Source organism: Mesorhizobium intechi, from assembly GCF_002879535.1.
Lineage (GTDB): Bacteria > Pseudomonadota > Alphaproteobacteria > Rhizobiales > Rhizobiaceae > Mesorhizobium > Mesorhizobium intechi.
Genome location: NZ_PNOT02000128.1, coordinates 1 through 5275, shown reverse-complemented (window position 1 = coordinate 5275; position 5275 = coordinate 1). Strand labels below are relative to the sequence as shown.

General features: G+C 65.6%; 4 protein-coding genes. 3 read left to right on the top strand and 1 reads right to left on the bottom strand.

Annotated elements, in window-relative coordinates:
• A partial coding sequence (locus C1D09_RS11345) for a dicarboxylate/amino acid:cation symporter (protein WP_143974345.1) occupies positions 1-1264 on the bottom strand: 1264 nt, incomplete at its 3' end.
• A 299-nt stretch (positions 1265-1563) separates the two neighbouring features.
• Between C1D09_RS11345 and C1D09_RS11340 the strand changes: the two genes are divergently transcribed.
• From C1D09_RS11340 to C1D09_RS11330, 3 genes are all read left to right on the top strand, one after another.
• Positions 1564-3384, top strand: coding sequence for a sensor histidine kinase (locus C1D09_RS11340; protein ID WP_143974344.1), 1821 nt, complete (start codon positions 1564-1566; stop codon positions 3382-3384).
• Positions 3381-4766 (top strand): sigma-54-dependent transcriptional regulator, encoded by a 1386-nt coding sequence (locus C1D09_RS11335; protein WP_143974343.1) that lies wholly within the window; start codon positions 3381-3383, stop codon positions 4764-4766. The genes C1D09_RS11340 and C1D09_RS11335 overlap by 4 nt, the downstream gene beginning before the upstream one ends.
• Before the next feature lie 67 nt (positions 4767-4833).
• A complete protein-coding gene (locus C1D09_RS11330; RefSeq protein WP_143974342.1) occupies positions 4834-5256 on the top strand; it encodes a GNAT family N-acetyltransferase in 423 nt (140 codons plus the stop codon).
• Positions 5257-5275 lie beyond the last annotated feature (19 nt).

Below are 5275 nucleotides of genomic sequence, written 5' to 3'. Positions count from 1 at the left end.
GCTTGGCCTCGTCGAGCTCGCCTTCCCAGCGCGCGACAACCAGTGTGGCGACGGCATTGCCGATGAAGTTGGTCAGCGCCCGGCATTCCGACATGAAACGGTCGACGCCAAGGATCAGCGCCATGCCGGCGACCGGCACGGAAGGCACCACCGAAAGCGTCGCGGCAAGAGTGATGAAACCGGCGCCAGTGATGCCGGCGGCACCTTTCGAGGACAGCATGGCCACCAGCAGCAGCAGGATCTGGTCGCCCATCGAGAGATGGATGTTCGTCGCTTGCGCGATGAACAGCGCGGCCAGCGTCATGTAGATGTTGGTGCCGTCGAGGTTGAAGGAATAGCCGGTCGGGATGACCAGGCCGACCACCGAGCGCTTGGCGCCGGCCTTCTCCATCTTTTCCATCAGCGAGGGCAGGGCCGCTTCCGACGAGGACGTGCCCAGCACAAGCAGCAGCTCTTCCTTGATGTAGCGCAGCAGCGACAGGATGGAAAAGCCGTTGTAGCGGCAGACCGCGCCCAAGACGACGAACACGAACAGCAGCGACGTCGCGTAGAAGGTGCCGACCAGCATGGCGAGGTTGATGACCGAACCGATGCCGTATTTGCCGATGGTGAAGGCCATGGCGCCGAACGCGCCGATGGGAGCGGCTTTCATCAGCACGCTGACCAGCTTGAACATCGGCGCCATCAGCGCCTGCAGGAAGTTGAGCACCGGCGCGCCCTTGTCGCCGACCAGCGCCAGCGCGATGCCGAACAGCACCGAGAAGAACAACACCTGCAATATGTCGCCGTCGGCGAAGGCGCCGACGATCGTGCCGGGGATGATGTTCATCAGGAAGCCGGTGACCGACTGGTCGTGCGCCTTGGCGGCGTAGGTGTTGACGGTCGAGGCATCGAGCGTCGCCGGGTCGATGTTGAAGCCGGCGCCCGGCTGCACGACATTGGCGACGACGAGGCCGATGATCAGCGCCAGCGTCGAGAAGGTGAGGAAGTAGAGCATCGCCTTGCCGGCAACGCGGCCTACCTTCTGCAGGTCGCTCATGCCGGCGATCCCGGTCGCCACCGTCAGGAAGATGACCGGGGCGATGATCATCTTGACCAGCTTGATGAAGGAGTCGCCGAGCGGCTTCATGCTTTCGCCGATCGACGGATAGTAGTGGCCGAGCAGAATGCCGACGGTGATCGCCACCAGCACCTGCACGTAGAGTTGGGCATAAAGCGGCTTGCGCTGCGCGGCAGCCGCGCCGGATTGGTCTGCGATGTGCATCGAACTCTCCCTGGCCGGATGGACGGAACCCGCCCTGCGTGACTTCTCCCATCGCGGCGTTCCGGTCGCCCGCCGCTGGCAAGGAGTTTTGCAAGCGCCATGCCAGATCGGGGGAACCTCGGAATCACCGGATTCCGGGCGCTATTCGGCGTGCTTCGGCGGAAAGGTGTGCGGATTTCCGCACAGGAGGCGTTTGCCTGGGCGGAATTTCGCATTAGAGTGGCGGCGAGGCCGCGAGAACAAGGAGAGGGCAGACGTCGCAGGCAGATACCGATAGCGGCTCTGCGGACGGCAGTGAAATGCTGCACGAGGCGGCGGCGCGCCTGCGCGATGGCCGCTGGCTTGTTATCGTCGTCGCCCTCGCGATCCTGGCGGGTGCGATCGCGATTGCCGGACGCATCGCCGCCGGCCAGGCGACCAATGACCTGCGCGACGGCGCGCTCGCCGCCCTGCCGCTGGCGGCGGGAACGCTAACCGGCGAAATCGAGAAACAGCGCCTGGTGCCGTTGGTGCTGGCCCGCGACGATGCGGTGCGCGGGGCGCTGCGCCGGGCCGGAAAGATGCAGGAAGCGGCCCTCGACGAAAAGCTCAAGGCGATCGCCGGCGATGCCTCGGCGTCCGCCATCTATGTCATCGACACGGCGGGCATCGCTATATCGGCCAGCAATGCCGGCGAGCCGACGAGCTTTGTCGGCATCGACTATAATTTCCGCCACTATTTCAACGAGGCGATGTCAAAGGGCTCGGCCAGCCAGTATGGGCTGGGCACGATCAGTGGCCGGCCGGGTCTCTATCTTGCCAGTCGCGTCGACGACAACGGCAAGCCGCTGGGCGTCGCGGTGCTGAAGGTCGAGCTCGACGGCGTCGAAGCCAATTGGCGCTCCAGCGGGTTTCTCGTTTTCGTAACCGACGAACGCGGCGTCGTGCTGGCCACCAGCCAGCCCGAGTGGCGGTTTCATGCGCTGGCGCCGCTCTCCGCCGAAGACGCCGCAGCTGCGCACGAGCAACTGCAACTGGACGATGCGGCCTTCGAACCCCTGCCGATACGGCGCGGTGCCGGAGACGGCCTGGCCACCATCGACGGTCCCGGCAAGCCACGTCAATTTGTCGAGGTGGTGCAGGACCTGCCCGGCGCGGTTCCCGGCTGGCGCCTTTGGGTGCTGACGCCGGCGGATGCCGCTCTCTCGTCCGCCGCCAACACGGCGCGGCTGACGACGCTGCTCGGGTTGCTGCTGACTGGCCTGCTTGCCTACGTATTCACAAGGCGCCGTCGCACACGCCGGCTGCGGCAGGAGGCGCTTGCGCGCATGAATGCCGAGCTGGAAAGCCGGGTCACCACACGGACCGCCGAGCTGACACGCTCCAACACCGCGCTCGCCGGCGAGATCGCCGAGCGCGAAAATGCCGAGGCCAAGGTTCGCCGCCTGCGCGACGATCTCGCCCAGGCTAACCGGCTTTCCATCCTCGGCCAGATCGCCGCCGGCGTGGCGCATGAGATCAACCAGCCGGTCGCCGCCATCCGCACCTATGCCGAGAATGCCGGCCGCTTCCTCGAAACCGGCAAGACTGAGCCGGCAAGCGGCAATCTGACGTCGATCATCTCGATGACCGAGCGCATCGGCGCCATCACCGGCACCTTGCGCACTTTTGCCCGCCGGCCAGGTGTCGCCGCTTCGCCCTTGCCGGTGCGCGAGGCGATCGATGGCGCCCTGTCGCTTCTTTCCGGTCGCATCCGCGATTCCAGCGTTACCATCGTCAAGCCGCGCGGTACCGCCTCGCCGGTGGTGATGGCAAGCCGCATCCGGCTGGAACAGATCCTCGTCAACCTGTTGCAGAACGCGCTGGACGCCATGAAGGACCAGCCCGATCCCCGCATCGAGATCGACCTCGCCGAGCGCGACGATCACGTGCTGATTTCGGTGCGCGACAACGGTCCCGGCCTCGGACCGGAAGCAGCCGGCAATCTGTTCATGCCATTCCAGACCACCAAGGAGAAGGGGCTCGGCCTCGGGCTGGTGATTTCGCAGGAGATCGCCCAGGAATTGGGCGGCACGCTGCGGCTCGACCCCGACAGCGCCAAGGGCGCGTCCTTCACCATCGAGTTGAGGCGAATTGAATGAATGAGGGATCAGGGCTTGTGGCGCTCGTCGAGGACGATGCCGATCTGCTGCACGCCACCACGCAATTGCTCGAACTCGCAGGTTTCACTGTGGTCGCGCGCGAGGCCGCCGAGCCCGCACTCGCCGTCGTCGACAGGGACTTTGACGGGGTGGTTCTCAGCGACATCCGCATGCCGGGCATGAATGGGCTGCAGCTGTTCGATCGCATCAAGGCGATCGACCCTGACATACCGGTGATCCTGGTCACCGGGCATGGCGATGTCGATCTTGCCGTGGCCGCCCTCAAGGACGGTGTCTACGATTTCATCCCAAAGCCCTATGCCGGCGATCGCCTGGTCGACACGCTGAGACGGGCATCGGAGAAGCGGCGGCTGGTGATGGAGAACCGGCGGCTGCGCGAAGCTGCGGCGCTCGCTGTCGACGGCCTGCCTCTGATCGGCGAGGCGCCGGCCATCCGGCGCCTTCGCGAGACCTTGCGGCAGATCGCCGACATGGATGTCGACGTGCTGGTGGAGGGCGAGACCGGAACCGGCAAGGAAGTGGTGGCGGACCTCTTGCACCGGTGGGGCCGGCGGCATTCCAAACCCTTCGTCGCGCTGAATTGCGGGGCCTTGCCGGAGACCGTGATCGAAAGCGAACTGTTCGGCCACGAGGCCGGCGCGTTCACCGGCGCGCAGCGGCGGCGGATCGGCCGCGTCGAGCACTCCAGCGGCGGCACGCTGTTCCTCGACGAGATCGAATCCATGCCGCCAGCCCTGCAGGTCAAGCTGCTGCGGGTGCTGGAGACGCGCAGCCTCACGCCGCTCGGCTCGAACGAGATCCGGCGCCTCGATCTGAGGGTCGTGGCGGCAACCAAGGTCGACCTCGGCCGGCCCGACCAGCGCGGCGATTTCCGCGAGGACCTCTATTTCCGCCTTAACGTGGTGACGCTACGCATTCCGCCGCTGCGCGAGCGGCGCGGCGACATTCCAATGCTGTTCGGACATTTCCTCGGCAAGGCCGCGGAGCGCTTCGGCCGTCCTGTCGCCAAGGTCAATGCCGCGGTCAGCGATCATCTCCAGTCGCATGCCTGGCCGGGCAATGTGCGAGAGCTCGCCCATTTCGCCGATCGCGTCACGCTCGGTCTTGGGCCTGACGACGAGACGAAAGCGGTTTCCCCGCAATCGGCGGAGCCAGCCGCCTCGTTGCCCGAACGCGTGGGCCACTACGAGGCGCAGCTCATCCGTGACGCGCTGCGCGACCATGGCGGCGATGTGCGCAGCGCCATCGACGCGCTCGGCGTGCCACGCAAGACTTTTTACGACAAGCTCAAGCGCTACGGCATTGCCGCATCCGAATTCCGCAACAGCGGCGATCCGCACCCCGTTCGCGAGCAGACATAGAAATTGCGCGAGAGTCTAACGCTCCGTAACCCCTCATCGCATCCAGTCGAGCCTTCCGGAAAGAGCCATGAACACGACACTCGAAACAACGGCAAACCCCTTGCCGGAAGACCTTGCCTTTCTCGCCGAACGGCTGACGTCGTTCAATGATGGCGATGTCGGTGCGTCCGAAAGAAAGGCGCTCGCCGTGTTCGTGCGCGACGAGGCTGGCGCGGTCGTCGCGGGCATTTCGGGCTACACCGCCTGGGGCTGGCTCTACGTGCAATGGCTGTGGGTCGATGAAAGGCTGCGCGGCCAGCATATGGCCGGCCGGATGCTGGACGAGGCCGAGCAGGAAGCCGTGGCGCGCGGCTGCAACAACGCCTGGATCGACACCTTCAATCCAAACGCCGCCAAGGCCTACCAGCGCCAGGGCTATCGGCCCTTCGGCACGCTGGCCGATTTCCCGGTCGGTCGCAGCCGGATCTTCCTGCAGAAGAAACTGGCTTAACCGGCAAGTTTCCCGCCGC

Excerpts from the sequence above, each read along its gene's own strand:
- C1D09_RS11340 (WP_143974344.1), top strand. The coding sequence starts at position 1,564 with ATGCTGCACGAGGCGGCGGCGCGCCTGCGCGATGGCCGCTGGCTTGTT.
- C1D09_RS11335 (WP_143974343.1), top strand. The coding sequence starts at position 3,381 with ATGAATGAGGGATCAGGGCTTGTGGCGCTCGTCGAGGACGATGCCGAT.
- C1D09_RS11330 (WP_143974342.1), top strand. The coding sequence starts at position 4,834 with ATGAACACGACACTCGAAACAACGGCAAACCCCTTGCCGGAAGACCTT.